This is a genomic window from Stieleria neptunia (assembly GCF_007754155.1).
GTDB lineage: Bacteria > Planctomycetota > Planctomycetia > Pirellulales > Pirellulaceae > Stieleria > Stieleria neptunia.
In genome coordinates this window covers 917,315-934,311 of sequence record NZ_CP037423.1, presented here as the reverse complement: position 1 = coordinate 934,311, position 16,997 = coordinate 917,315, and the positions used below count along the sequence as shown (strand labels likewise).

Genomic DNA, 16,997 nt, shown 5'->3' with positions numbered 1-16,997 from the left:
GACCGGTGTCGGCCTTCGGTGCGAGTAAATGAGTCGGCTACCAACAAAAACTCTGGCTCGGCGCAATGGAGACCGTTTGCTTGATCCGCCAAGATAGCAACGAGATGTCTCGTGTCGACACCGGGCCGAAACGTTGTGCCTAGTCCTTCCACTTCCCAGCCAATGACTTCATATCGTCGTTGACCTTCTTTTTCAGTTTTCTTATTGATTCGTAGGTGCGCCTTCTTACAGCATACGGCTGTTCCGAGAGCACAGCAACAAAACCAATAGGGTCGTTTGGTAGCGTCAACACGCCGGGGTCTGTGAGTCCAAGTATGCAGTCGATCGTCCCCCAGACTTCACACGGCTGCAGATTTGCAACTGTTACACACAGCTCAATCGCCTCGGATTCTCGTTGACGACTTCGGATTGCGGCCTGCGCTTCGGCACATACCGTCCAGTTGCGGTCACTGAAGGCTATGGATCGAAGCTGTTCATCGCAAATTCCGCTCCCGCAAAACGACGCCAAAAAGGAAGCAACTCGTCGCCGTTTACTGTCGCTCGAATGTAGGGCTTTTCCAAGTTCTTCACTCAGCATGCTTGGGTCGGCTTTTTCTCGAAAGGCGCGTGCGATCTCGCTAGAAATCGTCTTCTCGTATGTCGAGCACGCGACAGCGATAAGCTCTGCGACTGCTCTGCTCGGATCAAGATCGAGAAGCACCAGGGAAATTGAATTGCGATCACGGCGATCAGAACCGAGTGTGCTAATTCCAATTTCGAAAGCAGCGTCGGGTGCCGTCGTGCCCAGCATCCTAATCGCCTGCGCCCTTTAGCCAACGTGGTGAACCGTTTGGTCGTGGTCGAGCATTCTCTCCCAAAGCAATTCTTGATGCCTGTGTTCCGAGGGATCAAGGAGAGCGACAATGTCGTGCATCGTGCTACCACTGCTGCTGACCAGATTTTCAATATGGATTTCAATCTTGGCCCGAGGGACCCCCTTGGACACGAGGTACCTGACGAGTCGCTGATCCATCTCATCGAGCTGACCATCGTCGGGTAGTAGTTGCAATAAGGTCTCGCCTGGAAGCTTACATCGTGATAACGCCTTCAACACCGCGTACTTGAAATGACCAGAATGAAACTGTTCGACAAGTCTGCCAAGCGTCCGATTGCAGTCGCCCGGAAGGTTCTCCAGTGCTAACAAGCAGTATTGGCTAAGTTCATCGTCAGGACTGCACTTTAGGAGGGTGTCTTCAATCCTCTCTCGATACTCTTGCCTGCCGCTTTGTCCGATTGCCAGTATTGCATTCGTAAAGGAAGGGGCATCTGCTTCCTGGAAAACCTTAACAGCTGCTGCAATGTCTTGATCGGACATCGGTTCTTGGCGTGCCCGAAAATCACCAATGTATGGTGAAACTCTGAGTCCCCATTTAAGTATCCCGTTTACCACTGCCGCGTCTTCGCCGATGGCCGCGAGACTATCGATAGACCGCATCTGAGTTAGATTGGTATCACTGGATCCAGTGTCCCACATTACGTCACTAATAGACTCTGCAGCCAAGGCTTCTCGAGTTGTAGCGTCAGGCCTCACGATAGCGAGTTCACATCCTTTCAGTCGTGTGTGTCGACATGGCGAAGAAATCATCGCGTTCACCAGCTTGGTAAAGCCAGTGCCGGCAATTCGCCTCAGCAAGCTTGTTGCCAGCTCAAATTGGCAGTCAACAAACTCCGAGTCTCGATTTACACGAGGTTCGGAGAACGCCAGTAGTCTGGTTTCAAGGCTGGTGCCTCGTCGTTTACGTAGAGCTTCTAGAATGACGCGACCGTGAAGCTTGTCTACCATGTCCATTTCACGCCAAGGTGTGCTGGCATTCCGCGATTTATCTGATTCGAGATATTCTCCAAGCGATGTGTCAAGTAGATCTAAAACGGCTTCTGCTACCTGAGAGGAGATGCGGTCACCTTGCGAAGCTGCGAGTCTTATGTAGGTCGTTTTCTCCGACATGCCATTCGTGATTAGAGTGAGCACATCCGTGCAAGTCTGGTCGGGTATCTCGGCAAACAGCGATTGCCCGATGGAACCCGCGTAGAGGGCAAGTTGTCGAAGCGGAACGCGACCTAGGGCCTCCAGAGCCTTAGAAGGATCACGATGTGCGAGAGCTTGCAGGGCCGTCACGCCAACGAAGTCTTCCTCCACATCCGCCCATTGCTGTAGAATCGGAAATCCGGTGGCATCGTCGTGGCTCGTAATGCATCCAATCATGCACCGTCGATCAGATGGCAATATCTCGCTTAGCAACCGTTCTTTGGTTGCATCCCATACCTCAGCTGCCGCCGACAAATCTAAGTTGCCGAGTGCAAATACGAGAAACCTAAAACACTCGTCGTTGGGATCGGACTCGTGCAACTGCGTTCTCAGCCATTCAAGGTCGTTTGCGACGACAGCTTCAAACGCCGAGCACGCTCGTTCTTGCGCCGAGTAGTCGGTTGCGTTCTCCTTTCTGGCCAAGATGCGTGAACAATAGACGGTCCAGATCCGGCCTACATTGGCAGACGACGGAAAGTGCACTGCAAGCTGCAGCCCCAATTCGATCATGGCTTCATTGCCAGATTGAAGGCAGTCGCGCGCAGTGTCAGCAATCAGTTCAGGATGATTGCGTCCAATGATTGATAAAGCCTCGGCCGCACGGCTCGGGATCGCGCTGTGCTGAAGATGTTCAATGTTTTGCACTCGCCGAACGATTGGATTGATTGCGCGTTCTCCTAGACTCGCAAGCAGATGCCGGTACAACGTTTCGCCGTCGTGGCCTAGTCCATTAGAGGTTTCCAACGCCTCGACTAGTTTCCAGCAATCGCTGTTCTTCTCAGCTCCTGACATTTGCCAGAGCAGGTCCATGGGTACGTAACCTAGTGATAATTGCCGCGTTTGACGGTTGCCTTGCACGCATGCTCGAGTTTCCTCGATCAGCTCGTCAATCGAAAGCTTCCTATTGCGGAATTCTTGGAAAAGATAGGTAGCGTATGCCCAGCAAAGGAACCGTGGATGCCAGAACGCAATATGGGTTGAGTCGGTGTACTTCAGCCACCCTTCTGTGATCAATTGCTCGACCAGTCCGGGCGCAAACCCGGATTCCAACACGGATCTCAGTTGCCATGGATACTCCTGCGTATCCTTGTATAGTCTTCCCGCTGTCCTCGTTAGCAACGCCTGCGCGATTGGGCTTGAGACACGTTGCCATGCCGCTTCCACGAGGTCGTATTCGTTTCGTGGCCTGAATTCCGCCTCGGTGCAGGCAATATTGACGAATATCTTCGACAATACCGGCCGTCGAATTAATTCCCGCACATCACTAGGTACCGTCGTCCAACCCACCCCGCGTTCCGTCAAGTAGTCACGAAGCTCGGAATAGCTAAAGTTTGGGACGGTTACGATTGGCTGGAGCTGTGTTAGGGAAAGGTCAGTTGCAAGCTTAAGAGGCGCTGTCATTCGCAGCTGTATTCCCCATCTGTCCCAATCGAGATAAAGCAGCGAGTTTGCTTCGGCGATTGATTTGATATCGTCAATGCATACGATTAACCATGGCGAAGGAGCGTCTGGCTGTGTTTGCTCCTTCCGGTTTGCCAGTCTCTCTAAACCTATTGGTGCGTCACGTTGTAGACCATAATTCCAAACCTCATGAACGACATACGCCTCAACATCCTTGCCGCCGCGGGCTGCAGGAACCCAAACGACAAGTGCTCCCGACTCGGCCATATTGCTGGCAGCTCGCGCCAACCACCAGGTTTTCCCTTGTCCGCTATCGCCGGTAACAAAAATTTCGTTTCGGAGGCTGGGCGTTTGCTTGCGAACGTCCAATTCTCTTGTGTATCCTTCCTTTTTCAGTTGCTCCGTGAGACGCTTGCTCAACCTCGTGTGAAGCCTGTCCCAATCTCGGAAGGAATAGAGCGGAATGCTTGCTCGCCGAAGAAGTGATTCCGCACTTAGCTCTTGTGGACCTTGTGACGCTGCATCTAGAAGCACGCCGCACAGTTCACGTCGTTTTGCGTCAACATCTTCTGCGAATTCAACGTGGTGGATCAAGAATTGATTTAGCTTAGCAGTTTGTAGCTCATGGTTTTCGTTTTCTTGCATCCTGAATCGGCCAAGAAGATGCCAAACTTTTCGCTTGCTTAGTTCGATCTCCTCGTCTCTGGCACCTTCTCGTTTGCGCACAGCGTTGAGGACCCAGCGGAATAACTCTAGGTCCGATATTTTCTTGCCATCTCGTTTGTGATTCTTTGAGCTGTCGTCCAGCGACTCTTCAAATCGATCAGCTGGAGGATTTCTGTCAAGCGAGCTGAAGAAGTCGTAGGCTGTAGTCCAATTCCCAATCCGTCCTTCGGTGATGAACTCGTAGCGGCAACTGCAATCCAGCTCTTCGTCTGGAACTGCGAGATACAGATCTGGCAGCACCTCTTCAACGACCTTCTTAAGCGACCATGTTCCTCCTCGTGCTTTCGCTTTCCATTGTTGGACAACACGCTCTCCACCAGACTCATACTGAAGATCTCCGCCATCGGCAGGCTCCACGATCAGGCTGGCTTCAACAACGTCGTCTCCACTGCATTGCGTTGGATGGAAGCGCAACGCCACTGTCTGGTTAAGTGTGCCAAGAATTTGGTACAGAATTCCATTGATATTTGCAGATCCGCCCACGCTCGACATTGTCCAGTTTTCCCTGCGTTTTTGATTCTCAATCGTGTTATTTGTCTTCACGGCAATGCCAATCTCAACGCAGTCACCGCAGCAAATGTTCTGATTGTTTTCAGTTGCTGTCAATTGGTGAGCGTAAAGGGGGCGGCCTCGCATCGATTTTCTATATTGTCGAGAGAGGTTAGGGCCCCATACCCAACAGGACTTATTGTCCCCAAGTCGCGAAAACCCTCCCCACCTCATCCGCGGCGTACGAGGTCTTGTTGTTTCGCCTTTGCGGGCACGCCAGTACACAAACGACCGATCGTGAAAAACACGAACTGTTCTCGAATGTGTAGACGCGTTTGCATCTTTGTGCGGGCTCCGGTGGCCGACGCCGGATGCTTGTAGTATTGTCCCGGCTTCATCGACAGAAATCGCTTTTAAACGATCGTGAGTGCGACAACGTGTCAAGTGTCGCCGGGTACCTTCTGTAATCGAGTGTCTGTCTCCGATCATACATAAACGCCCACAATCAAAGATCCTTCCGACGAAAAACAGTGCACCTGAGCTTTTGCATCTGGCTTTCGACCCAGAAGAGGAGAGAACCAATAGGCGACATCGCGTTTGAGGTAGCCGAGTTGGTGCCTTGCTGAATCGTAGACTGCGACGGCGTGCGGATCGTGCTCGTTTGTTGGCTCCCGAACGAGCACAATCGGATCTCCCGTACGAAGCTTACGGATGTAGGACTCGCGATTTCCGACGAAGTCGCCTACGACCCGGAACGTGTATCTTGGATCTGCATCCGACTGCTGGATCCTTTGTGACTGATTTGGAACGGTCGCGCTGGCATCGACCGCGACGGACTTAGGAATGAATGCCGCCGAGGGCATGAACCCGAGCACCGGTTCCCCGCTGCATGCGTGTTCGGCAATCAACGCGAATCTCGCTGGTGCCTCAGAATCCATTGGCATTTTGACAAAGACGCTTTTCCCGGAGGAACGATTGAATAAGACGCCATCGGTGTATCGGGTCACGCGCTGCACCGATGACAACGTGAACTTCTTCGACTGGAGCGCACCGACCATCGAGACTTGTTTCGTGGTCAGGTAGGCTACACCAGAACCGATTTCTTTCAGGTAGTTGTCGCCGCCAAGCGGAATGCCAGCCGGCCGCTTGAGCGTCACGATCTCGTGCCAGTACACCTTGGAGTGAGCCAAGAGTTCCTCTTTCGCCCCCATCTTGAAAGGGGCGGAGCCAGCATCTTGCGGCACAAAGTTTCCCGAATCCAATTCATAGGCCAGACGGCAGACCGCGATTCGCAGTTCATCCTCTTTTGCGAACTCCAGTTCAACGCCCAGAGAGATCGCCAATTGGCTTAACTGTTGTTCTTCCCTCGGTTCCAGAATTCCGTCTTCCAGGGCTTCCTCGAACACCTCTCTGACAAGCTGTTTGCTTTGGGACGCGAAAGCATGCGGAGGGTAGTGAGATCTTTGGCAAACGATGGCAGTTTCCAAGGCGTGTACTTGAGCTCGATGACCGCAATGACTTCTGCCTCATTGCAAATCACGATATCGGGTTTTGGTTTTTTAGGCCCACGTCGCAACTCCACATGAACTTTCGGCTCGATGATGATCTGTGATGGACGTCACGAAGTCTGGAAGCTATTTGCGTGTGTTCTTCGCGGTTCCTTTCATTTCAGAACCATCCTTACGTTTGAATTCCCATTTAGCCTCATAGGAGTCTTTGCCAGTTTTCTTAATGGAAATCTCGCCTTCACCGGTTGCACCGAGCAGCTTGCCTGACAGTGTGTCGTCGCTAACCTCCGTGAAATTGATCCTCCATCGATACCCATTTGCTGCGGAACCATATTCAAAGAACTGGCCTGAATGACCTTCGATAGCAAGGATCGTCATGAACTCACCCCAAATGCCTTTTCCTCTCGAAATGTGGGCGAGGCCGCCCGCCGCAAGTTCCCCTGTCCAAGTCGCCTTCTCTTCGGTCCAGCCTTCTTCAGTGGTCCACAACTTGCTTTCGCGAACCCAATCACCGTCGAAATACTTCATCCATTTTTCGGCGGTTTCGTCTGCGTGAACCATCGAAGCGGTAAAGAGAAAAAACGCTGAAGACAAAAGCAATGCGGTTCGACGAGACATAATTTCGCTCCGATAGAAGTTGCACAAATGTGACAAGACCACGTGAAGGGAATGCCAGCTGAAGTTCATTTCATTCGGCACCCACGCGACTGGGGGATTGAATATACCACCATCTATCACGGGGAGCAAACCTGTTACGAGATCTTCATTCAGTCACCCAAACTGTCACCAATCTCTCGTCGCGAAACGACTGCACTCCACGGACGCGACAAAGCCGCCCTAATCCCGGCAGATGCCGTTTGACGGCGTCGATCGAAAGCGGATCGGCTCCGGTTTCGTTGATCCGCCGATGAATTTCGGGAATGGTTGCCCCATCGCCAATGGATTCGATCGCGTTGATGATCTGCAGGTCGATGCGATGCGTTTCAAGCACTTTGGGCTGACTCCGATTCGTCGACCGCCGAATCACCCATCAGGACGTCGGATGCGGCGATGAGCTCGACGGATTGAATGCCGGCGATGGTGAACTGCCGTGGTTCTTCACGGCTGATGCAGAGTGCCAGCAGGTTTTGTTTTTTTGCGGTCCAGCGGATGGGGCTGATCAGCCTGTCGGCTGTGGATTGACAGGCAGGATGCCTATCCCACTTCCGAACCCAATGCGATGGTTCCTCCGGCTTGGCGGAAGAGGTGTTGTTCGAGCATGTCGCTGGCCTTTCGTCTTCGGCGTGGGCGAGTTCGTCGGTGCCTTCAACCGTCGGTGGGCGGTAGCGACGGATGGGCGCGGCGGAGTCGCCAGTAGAGGGCTCCGGCGGTCACGCGGGAACCGAGGCGGTGGTAGTGGTCGACCAGATCGAGAACGTGTCGAGGTCCGACTCCGTTTCGCTGGGCGTCCCGCAGGGCGCCGGTCCAGTCTCCCAACAATCCACACAAAACCGCCTCCACCTCCACCCACGACGGAGGTCGTGCAGTTTTTAAAGCAACCCTCCTGGCAGGAGGGTCGAGCGAAGCGAGGGGAGGTCGAAAGGTGAATCGAGCGTTTTACTTCACCTGCCAGAGTCGCGTCCCAAGAAGCAAAGAGAACCCTCCCGGCGTGGACCCTGTTTGCGCTGCTGGGATGACAGAATAATGACCGGCAGAAAAAGTTCAGCGTGCGAAACGAGACAAGAAATAGGGCAAGAGCGACCTGAAGAGCCTGGATCGGATCGGGGAAATTTTCTTGTCACCCATTTTCCTGCCCCACATTTTTCTGCCATCTTCCCCTCCCTCGTCACCACGCGCCGCTCGCTCACGCTTCCCGCTGGCATGCGTACCAACACGTGGCGTCAAACGGAATCCGCAGGCTCCTTCGTGGAGCGTTCCCGCGCTCAGCAGCTTTGAGTCCGGAGAGACAGCGACACTGGTAAATCGATAGGTGGACGTGATCACATCGCGTTGCTTCATCGCATTCGCGGTTCCAAGTTCTCCGGCCTGAGGGCACGCTTACGGACTCGACGACGTTGCTGTCTCATGGATTGATCCTTTGAAGAATTGGGAGATTGCCCCGGAATGGAGTGGGTCATCCTCTGAAACGTAAATTCGATTGCTTCGGCAAGCAGAAAACAAACATTTCACAAGATTGAGATCGAATGGGGCAACGACATCCGTTGAGCAGCAGTCGTTTGGATCAAGTTCCAGAGAAGCACGGAAACCGAGTCGTGCACCGGTGTCGGCGGCCGGTGCAGATTCACAGACCTCGAAAAACGCGGAGGTGGGAACGACCGACTGCACGAAGGCGACCGAAGAAGTCAATTCGGTTGGTCAAACTTCGGCGCCGAAGGGTCCCTCATTCGATAGGACCAATAGGACAGATGGGACCCATACGTCCTATGTGTCCTATGTGTCCATTTGGTCCCATTGCACGATTGTTACCCCATCCTCGGAGCAACGGCAAAACAATGGGGGCAAAACAATTTTCGGCTCTGATCGTTATGCCCCCATCGTCTTGCCCATCGTTCGTTGTCCAGTCGAGCAACAAAGACTGACAACTGAGGTCGCGGAGGTTGCATCGGCCGAGGCGACTTAGACGGGGTTGTTCGACGTTATTCCAGCGTCGACAGGCTGGAAGCCTATCCCACTAGATTTCCGTGCAATGATAAACTCTTGATCGAAATCGACAAGAAACATGCAGCCGGAAAACGAGCCGTGTCCCTGGGTGCGTGTCCCTGGGTGTGGCGATCCCTCATGGAGCATGGTTGCGGGCTGGTCTTGCCACCGAGGCGGATGCGGCCTCCGTACATTATCCTGTAATCGTTAGATTCTAAGCAACACCACCACCTGCATTCGAGCAACGCCAATGAACCACGACAACTCACTCGGTGACGGCGTCTACTTTGCGATGGACGACTATGCGGGGCTGGTTCGACGATTTGTTGCGATCGCTGTCGATGCCTTGATTCTGTTCGTCGGCGGAGTTGGTCTTTGGATCGCCATTGGGTTCGTGTCCTTTCAATTTGACCCCGCGTTTGACCCAAGCGGACTCTTTTTCATCGCCTGGATCGGTTTTTATTGGATGTACTTGACCCTGGTGAAACGCTCGCGATTTCGAACGATCGGCTATCGCATTTGCGGGCTGAAGATTGTGACGACGAAGGGTGAACGCCCCTCTCTGATTCGGATGACGGCCAGAATGTTGATGTGGATTCTGGGGCCATTCAATCTGTTTCTTGATTTGATCTGGATTGGGGCCGATAGCGAACGTCAATCGCTTCGAGATTGTTACCTGGGTACCTACGTCGTTCGTAACGATGCCGATCCGATCGGAGTCGCACCGATGCACCTGACGCGATACACGGCAGCCGGATGGAACCTTGCCTACCCGCGTGTCTGCCGACCGCACGATCCCAACGACGGGACGGCATGACCATCGAGGCCGGTCCATCCGGTGGGAATCAGGGGAGGGATGGCAGAATGATTCGGGGCAGAATGATGGAGTCGAACCCACCGATGGCAGCGCGTACCCACGGATGTCATCCAGCACGGAATCGACCACTTTGGTATCCCTGGGTACGCCTTGCCATCGGTGGGTAATCTTCAGAGATCACAGCTCCGGTTTCATCGACTGGAGTCAAACGGAAATATGCGGTATGGGGTGCTACCGGAGCTTCCATGTTCTGACCCAGTCATACTGTGTGGTTCTTTCTTCCCGCGTGCCGCTGGCGACAAGCCCTCCGTCTTCTGGAACGGGGTTCCAGTCATAGGTCTCGATTGCCATCTGGTAATACTTGGGCTGATCCCAGGGGGCGGGTGGTTTCAGCGAATAGGCGTATTGGCCGTCGAGGTAATATCGAATTTCGTGCGGCGATTTCCACCACGCTCCGTACACGTAGTATCGTTCCCAGTTCTTCGTCTCGGTCTCGATTGAACCTTGGACCTGCACCTTCCCAGGCTGCCCCTTGGTCGTCTTGATGAGATTGGAATGGAAAACCTGGTCCCACCCGCGAGCCCAGGATGCGGCTTCCTTCGAGAGGCGTCCGACACATTCCTGGATATCCAGTTCTTGCCGTTCTTTCACAGTGTCGTCCGTCATGAGCCAGAATGTTGACGACATCTCGGTTTGATTCGCCTTCATCCTGCACTCGTAGTACCACCCCACTTGGCCGGGATGGATCGATCGCACGATGGCACCGCCGTACAGGAATTCGTGGCCGTTGATGACTTTGGGTGCATCGAGTTTGCGGACCGTCACCTGCATTTTTCCATCTTGAAGACGCACGTTTTCAGGTTGAAAAAGCCCTGGCGGCCGACCGATCCAGCCCCAGCCTTTGGCGCCAGGATCCGCCGACCATTTGTTCGTATCCAGCGTCGATCCCTCAAACTCATCCGAAAGATCGTCGATCTTCTGCCATACCCGATCGGTCGGCTTTGGATCCTGTCCCTCGGCAAAGAACGGTTGGTTTTGGGCCATGCATGGAAGTGCCAGTGCGATCACGAAAAATGGTGTCGAAAGTAGTTTGATCATTTGAGTGGACCGATCTGTGCTCAGGGGATAAGGTGCTCGGGAATATTCGCCTGCTTGTCGTCGGCTCCCTTGGCGAAGTCGCTGATCACGTAGCTGTTCGCTTTGGACCAGTCGCACTCGACGCGTCCGTCACCGAGGATGATGTTGCCCAGCTTGCTGCGGAACCACGCGGCGAGTTCCCGATAGTCGGGATCGTTGGCCACGTTATTGCGTTCCAATGGATCATGTTTCAGGTCGTAGAGAGCCAAATCAACCTTTTCGATCGGCGCTTCGAGCGCCCATTTGATATTCTTGCCGAAATTCTGCTCGTTCACTTGTCCGGGGAACGGACGGCTGCGCATCGAGAACCGGAACCGATCGGTATACATGTAGGCCCGGGGTCCTGCGACGAGATGGATCTCCCCCAGAATATACTCGCGCTTTGGCGCGGTGCCGCCGAGCACATCGAACAGACTGACGCCGTCGAGGAAGTCGTACTTCGGGTCCTGCAAATCCACGCCGCACGCCTGGAGCATCGTGGGTGCGAAATCCACGAACTCGATCATTTGGTCGTCATGCCCGCCGGCCGGGACCAAACTTTCGTCCGAGGAAACCAGAATCGCCGCATTGGCAACCGACTGACCCCAGGGACCGAACTTGGCCTCGATGCCTTGTTCGCCGAGGTGCCAACTGTGGTCTCCGACGGTGAAAACGATCAAGTACTCTTGGTTCGCCGCTTTGCAGTAAGCCTTGAACGCCTCGACAGCCACGCCGATTTGCGCATCGCCGTGCGCGCAAAACGCGTAGTAGTCCTGGATCGCTTGCTGCTTCTCGGCTTCGGTCATGCCGTCGACCTTGCAGCTTTCGTAAAGTCGCACCAATTGCGGCGGTAGTTTGGCGAGTTCCTGCCGATCGAACTCGGGCACACGATAGTTCTTCGTTTTAAAACGGTCCCGGAACGATTTCGGCGGCAGCACCGGAGTGTGCGGGAAGTGGAACCCAAGATGAATGAACTGGGGTTTCGTCGTGTCGGCGCCCTGCGTTTCCTCGCCCCACAGAGTCTTGTAGGTACGGCCGGCATTGGCCAGGTAGTTCTTCATCGCCGTTGCGATGTGCGCGTCGGCGGTATCCGCAGCCGGCTTCGGGTTCACTCCGCCGAAGACCAGCGACTTAATCCCACCGCAGGTGTACGAGCGGAGGATTTCGAGCTCATTGTCGGTTTGCGCCACGGCGGCGAGATCGTCCTCCGTCGGTTTCCCATCCTTGCGTTTGAGAAAATAAGTTCGTTGGCTGCCATCGGGATAATAAACAACCTCGGTCTTGCCCAAGTAGCCGCCTTTGCCGAAGGATTCCAGCGTGGCGAAATCGCCGACACCGTTTCGCTGCAGGGTATGCTTGTTGTGAACCCGCACGTCATAGAACCCAGGGTCATGAAAGCCCTGACCGGGTCCCCAGCGGTAGATGTACGGATCGTCCTTGCCGAACGTGGCGGTCGCATAGCCCTGCTCGCGGAGAATCTGGGGAACGACCGGGCGTATGAAGTCCGGATTCTGATGCGTCAACTCGAAGGCGTAGTGGCCGTTGCGGAACGGATAACGCCCCGAATGCATCGAGCCCCGCGACGGACCACAAGCGGGTGAATTACACATCGCCCGAGTGAACATGATTCCTTCGGCGGCCAGTTTGTCGATGTTGGGCGATTCGACGTAACCCAGCGGACTTTCATCTTTGCCGTAAACCAACCGGTTGTAGGCGCTGACCGAATCGGGGCGCTGATCATCGGTGATGATCCACAGGATGTTGGGTTTCGACTCGGCTTGAGCGGAAGCGATCCACGGGACAACCAGCGTTGCCAGCAGAGCGGCTATTCCAATAGGTGTGTGCCTGATGATCATTGTTAGTTTTTGGTGTCAGTTCAACGTCCGGCGCGATATTCGTACATCCGTTCCGCGACTTCCCGCGCGGCGGAAACCATTTCCGGGTAGGGCGTATCACAGATATCAAGAAATCCGGTGTTGTAGTTCTCTCCATCACCGCGACCCGCGGTTGGCTCGTCGTAGTATTGGAACCAATGAGTCCCCACGAACAATGGGTTTCGCAGCGCGCTCAACACATAATTCTTGTAGCATTCTGCACGATTGGTCTGGTTCTTGGCGGGAGCCCGGGTGGGATGGAACAGGCCTCGGTCTAAGGCACCAAAATGGAACTCGCCGATCAGAATCGGCTTGTCTTCTCCCTTGGGCAGACTCATCTGATCAACCGAATACAAGTACCTGTTGAAACTCACAACATCCGCGTACCGACAGGCCGCTCGGATGGCCGTTTCGTTGTCCCAGATAAACCGACAGCCGAGATACAGTTGCCCTGGGGCGGCGGCGGCCAATTCTTCTTTGACGCTGCGGAAGTAGGTCTCGGAGGTTTTCTTCGCGAACTGGCGTAGATCTTCGTTCGCCTTGTTCACATCCGGAGTTTGTGTGGCTTCGGCAAGATCGCTCCACGTGGCATGCTCGGTTCCCCATGCCTGATTGAGTGCGTCGATGGTTTCGTATTTGGCAGTCAGGTCCTTCAAGAATTCTTGCTTGGCCGCCTGCTTGGAACTGCAACGAAGTGTCCACAAGGCCAGATCGATATCGCTGCCCCAGTACAACTCGTTGTCAACGTAGTACCCCATGCACCAGGGGTCGCCTATCGAGTACTTCACCTTTTCGATGCCATGCGCGATGGACTGTCGGAATCTCGGATCGAACACATCGTGGAACTGCGTCCACATTTTCTGTGCCCCCTCAAGCACCGGGCCATCTTCGACATAGACGAACTCGACGTAAGGAGTACGGTTTTGCCGATTGACCGATTCATCGCACCAACTGGCCAAGGTATTGAATCCCCAACTTCGGAGCCGCTTGTGCGAGACATCCTCGAACTCGGCTCGATGGTCGTCACCGTACTTGCGATGCAGATTGGCCAGCAGGTGGTTGTACATCTTGAAGGGTGTCTTATCGGCATAGAATCCGAACGCCCATGTGCTTGAGAAATAGTACTTGCCGAGCTTGCTGTCTTCCTTCGGGAGACCACGAAAGTAGTTCTCACGGTGTTCGATGCCTGTTCCCCCGAATCGGGTCGACACCGCATCCATCCCGTGGGACCAAAACCGACACCCGTCCGGATCGATCAGCCACCAACGACCATCGTGCTTCTCCACACGGAAAAACTTGGCGGGTCCGTGTTGGGACGAATCTTTCCAGCCGCCAAAGCGATTGAAGGACGCCGGTCCCGGTTTGCCGGCCAGTTCTTTCTTCTCCGCCTCTCGACTGGCGACCAGATCCTGTTGCGAAAGCGTTTTGCCAGGCCACTGCTTGTGAATGAATTGACCAAACTGGTCGATGAACGGCAAGAATTCGCCCACGTCCATTGACGTCATCGGCGTTTCAACTTTGACGTTGTCAATCGTGAAACGATAGTCCCGCTTAGGTTGCCGTAAGAATATCACGACCTGCGTGACCGAGGATGGATCGACCGTCTTCTGGCCCGGTGCCGCATGCATCCCTTGAACAACGAACGACGACGTGAATTTCCATGGCGTCGTGTAAAGCGTCCCGGAGATCTTGCGAGATTCCTTTGCGGCGATGTTGTTCATCACCGTGAAGTTCTTTTCAATTCCGTCCGCGTTGCGACTTTCAATCTTCAGCCCGATCTCGAAGGGTTGGTCACCCTGGTTGATCACGTCGAACGACAAATGCTGGAACATCCCCAAGTCCCACGTCCCTTGCGTGGGTTTCAACGTGATTCCAGGCCAATCAATCGCGTGTCCCGACTCAAGGAGCAGAGCCGATCCTGAATCGCTCTTCACACGCGAGATCTGTATGTCTCGCGTTTCGATCGATTCGAGTTGCTGATCGTCCTCGAAGTCAAACAGCACCGTTGGCTGCGGATCACTCGCTGCATCATTGCTTGCTTGATGGGTTTGGATCTGTACCGAAGTGATGGTTGTGTCCTGTTGGGGCTGAATTTCCACCTTGTTGTGATGCTGTAGAATCGAGGCGGGGATCCATGCATTCAACGGCGCGAAGTATTCCGAAAACTCGTCCGCGTCGCCGGTGTCGATGTCGATCGGATTGCCGTTGATCTTGACCAGGACCGGCTCAGTCAATCCACCGCGACGGTGGGCACCGATGATCAGCTTTGCAGAGTGTGTTTGGCTGGGATTGTCGATGCGAACGTCAAACGAAAGCGGACTGCCATCGCTCTTGACCGCCGTCTCGGTCGCGTACCAGCGATCGAGAACAAGGGTTTTCTCTGGAGCGATCGGTTTGCCGGGCATGAGCCGAATGACGGTCGTTTCATTCACGTCGACAGGAATGGCCGCCGTGTCAACATCGTGCTCCGGCTGAAACACAATCTGTCCCTGGTGGTAATTCAAACGCGTTTGCGTCGCACGTTCTGAACCAATCCTGTTTGCGACGCTCGACAGATCCACCGCGATCTGACGGCCGCCCATGTTGGTCACCGCCAGCGAGATCCGCTTTCCGTCGTGAACGGCAACGACGTCCAACCAGTCGCGGTCGAACGCAACCGGCAATCGTCGACCGTCGAAGTCTCGCCAGAGTTCAAAGTAATTCGCAATGGCTGTCGGTTCGAAATCATCGATCGTCCGATGCCGCTTGCGATCTTCCTTGGGTGTGAAGGCCGCATCACCGCTGTAGGGATTCCATGACATGTGCAGAAAGACGAAGGGCACAAACAGATCGATCTGGTCGGGGCGCTGCATCGACTTGGTCAGATACGCGTTCCAAGCGAGCAACCGCAGCCAATTGTCCGAAGGCTGGCGGCCGTTTTGCAGTGATCCGCACTCGGTGATCAGGATTGGCAGCACGTTGTCCGCTTTGTGCATGTGGGCGCGCAGCATGTCGAGGATCGCTTCGTAACGCCCGAGCAGGTAGTTGGAGTAACCCTGTCCGCGACGTTCGTGCGCGCCGAGCATCAGCGCGTTTTCATAAAAGTGGTGGGAATAGAAATCGATGTGGCCGCGAGTCTCTTCGATGAAACGAGCCTGATTGCGATAGAGGTCAAAGTCTTTGACTTGAAGCTGCATGTACGCCGACGACGGACCTCCGACTTTCACCTCGGGAGCACGCTGGTGGACCGCATCGGCGACGCGGTTGTGAAACTCAGCGAGCAGCCCCCATCCGTCGATGCCCTGGCTCTCTTTCCAGTGATGGGCCCACTCCGATTGCACGCTGCTCTCGTTTTTCACCTCCCACCACTCGGCCGTGAAACCGCCGTCTTTGATTTGGTCCTCGACATAGGCGGCGGCGAGTTCGGCCGCGTCGTCGAAATGTTCGATTTTCGGAGTCCCACGCCCGACCAGCGGCACCGACATGAATTCGGGCCAATCGTTGAAACAGAGGGCAAACGGGATGTTCTTGAATTCCGGTATCGTCTTTCGGTGTCTCACCCCGGCGTCATACTGATCGAAGAACGACAAGTCCGCGGATCCCGGTTGGTCCTCTCGTTCTTTTAACGGTTCCCAATTGCCCCAGGCACGCGTGATGGCGGGATTGAATTTGAAGGCCCCACGCCCGGGCAAGAAGTTTCGCTCCGCCGCCCATCGCTCGAACGACGGATCGACCACACCGGGCGTTTCGTGCATGCGGAACCAACGGTCTCGTTGCAACTGTGACGTTCCCCCGATCGACAATTCGTGGTCGGTGTCGATGTCGATTTCCACTCGCTCTCGGGGATATTCCGAGCCCAAATCCCGATAAGGGATCGTGTCGAATTCTGGCGGGATTTGCTTCTGAGCGATGAACACCAAATCATCGATCCGACAGGTCGCATCCTCGTCCTTCATCAGAAACCGTACTTTCATCCGTTCCGGCGGCTGATCGGACAACGGAATCGATGGCATCTGGACTCGGTAAAAATCGTTGACCTGTTGGCTGCGAGGCGGAGATTTGTCCGGCGAGAACGGAAAGACGTAAACCTCTTTGACCCGATCAAGGTTGGCTCCGTGAAATGCAAAGTGACGGAACAGCCCCGCGACCCGCTCGGCGCCCTCGGGCAGCAAGACATCGTCCCCGTGACCGAGTTCCATCGTCTCTTGCAGGATCGTGACTTCTTTCAGACCACGGTCACGCCCGCCGCCGACAAATTTGGTCGCGCGTCCTTGAAGGAACGAGTCGAACAGGTAGTCGTGGATCGCCTTTTGATCCCGGCCCTCCTTGCTCAACGTTTGAGCAAACGAGGGCATCGGAGATGCGCAGAAGATGGTGGCGGC

General features: G+C 54.7%; 10 protein-coding genes. 1 reads left to right on the top strand and 9 read right to left on the bottom strand.

What is annotated here, in order from left to right; all coding sequences use genetic code 11:
• Positions 1–139: 139 nt before the first annotated feature.
• From Enr13x_RS03245 to Enr13x_RS03220, 6 genes are all read right to left on the bottom strand, one after another.
• Positions 140–790, bottom strand: a complete 651-nt coding sequence (locus tag Enr13x_RS03245) for a hypothetical protein (RefSeq protein ID WP_145384669.1) — start codon at positions 788–790, stop codon at positions 140–142.
• Between the two features lie 18 nt (positions 791–808).
• Complete coding sequence (locus tag Enr13x_RS03240) at positions 809–4,798, bottom strand: NACHT domain-containing protein (protein WP_197455748.1); 3,990 nt, start codon at positions 4,796–4,798, stop codon at positions 809–811.
• 368 nt (positions 4,799–5,166) lie between these two features.
• On the bottom strand, positions 5,167–6,168 hold the full coding sequence (locus tag Enr13x_RS03235; protein WP_145384667.1) for an HIRAN domain-containing protein: 1,002 nt from the start codon (positions 6,166–6,168) through the stop codon (positions 5,167–5,169).
• Positions 6,169–6,315: 147 nt separating this feature from the next.
• Positions 6,316–6,807, bottom strand: coding sequence for a hypothetical protein (locus Enr13x_RS03230; protein WP_145384666.1), 492 nt, complete (start codon positions 6,805–6,807; stop codon positions 6,316–6,318).
• A 145-nt stretch (positions 6,808–6,952) separates the two neighbouring features.
• Positions 6,953–7,180: a hypothetical protein gene (locus Enr13x_RS03225; protein WP_145384665.1), complete on the bottom strand. Its 228-nt coding sequence runs from the start codon at positions 7,178–7,180 to the stop codon at positions 6,953–6,955.
• Positions 7,181–7,494: 314 nt separating this feature from the next.
• Positions 7,495–7,677 (bottom strand): hypothetical protein, encoded by a 183-nt coding sequence (locus Enr13x_RS03220; RefSeq protein WP_145384664.1) that lies wholly within the window; start codon positions 7,675–7,677, stop codon positions 7,495–7,497.
• Positions 7,678–9,079: 1,402 nt separating this feature from the next.
• Between Enr13x_RS03220 and Enr13x_RS03215 the strand changes: the two genes are divergently transcribed.
• A complete protein-coding gene (locus tag Enr13x_RS03215; protein WP_145384663.1) occupies positions 9,080–9,646 on the top strand; it encodes an RDD family protein in 567 nt (188 codons plus the stop codon).
• A gap of 231 nt (positions 9,647–9,877) precedes the next feature.
• On the opposite strand, the gene Enr13x_RS03210 is transcribed toward Enr13x_RS03215, so the two are convergent.
• The 3 genes from Enr13x_RS03210 to Enr13x_RS37655 are packed head-to-tail and all read right to left on the bottom strand — an operon-like array spanning position 9,878 to position 16,970.
• Positions 9,878–10,744, bottom strand: a complete 867-nt coding sequence (locus tag Enr13x_RS03210) for a LamG domain-containing protein (protein WP_145384662.1) — start codon at positions 10,742–10,744, stop codon at positions 9,878–9,880.
• A gap of 20 nt (positions 10,745–10,764) precedes the next feature.
• Positions 10,765–12,618: a sulfatase-like hydrolase/transferase gene (locus Enr13x_RS03205; protein ID WP_145384661.1), complete on the bottom strand. Its 1,854-nt coding sequence runs from the start codon at positions 12,616–12,618 to the stop codon at positions 10,765–10,767.
• 20 nt (positions 12,619–12,638) lie between these two features.
• The gene (locus Enr13x_RS37655; protein ID WP_197455747.1) at positions 12,639–16,970 is read right to left on the bottom strand and encodes a beta-galactosidase; all 4,332 of its coding nucleotides are present in this window, start codon (positions 16,968–16,970) and stop codon (positions 12,639–12,641) included.
• Positions 16,971–16,997: the final 27 nt, after the last annotated feature.